This window comes from Pseudomonas sp. SID14000 (genome assembly GCF_002165135.1).
GTDB lineage: Bacteria > Pseudomonadota > Gammaproteobacteria > Pseudomonadales > Pseudomonadaceae > Aquipseudomonas.
Window position 1 is genome coordinate 1 of record NZ_NFZQ01000088.1, and the last position, 489, is coordinate 489.

1 protein-coding gene and 1 pseudogene are annotated in these 489 nt (G+C 60.5%); both read left to right on the plus strand.

The annotated features are described in order from the left end of the window. Nucleotides 1-288, plus strand: a 288-nt coding sequence (gene lexA, locus CAY82_RS27500) for a transcriptional repressor LexA (RefSeq protein WP_087503453.1), incomplete at its 5' end; no start/stop codon positions are given. Between the two features lie 48 nt (nucleotides 289-336). Further along, nucleotides 337-489: pseudogene (locus tag CAY82_RS27505) on the plus strand (glutathione peroxidase); the annotation flags it as partial.

Sequence of the window (489 nt, forward strand, 5' to 3'; positions counted from 1 at the left end):
CCCAAGGCAATGGTTGGCGAAGGCACCTTGTTCATGCTGAAGGTCAAGGGTGAGTCGATGATCGAGGCGGCCATCTGCGACGGTGACTGGGTGGTCGTGCGGCAGGAGCAGACCGCCGAGAACGGTGACATCGTCGCTGCCATGATCGACGGCGAGGCGACCGTGAAGACGTTCAAGAAGACCGCCACCGAGATCCTGCTGGTCCCGCACAACCCGGCGTTCGAGCCGATCGACGGCAAGGACGCGGTCATCCTCGGAAAGGTCGTAACAGTTCTGCGGCGTGTCTGACATCTCAGACAGCGCGCGGACTCGGGCGTGTCATGTCAGGATTGAGTTATGACGACTGTCTATGACTTCAGCGCCACCCGGATCGAAGGCAATGAACAGTCTCTTTCCGACTTCCGCGACCAGGTGCTCCTGGTGGTGAACACGGCCTCGCAGTGCAGTCAGACGCCGCAGTACACCGGACTCCAGAAGCTCTACAAGACG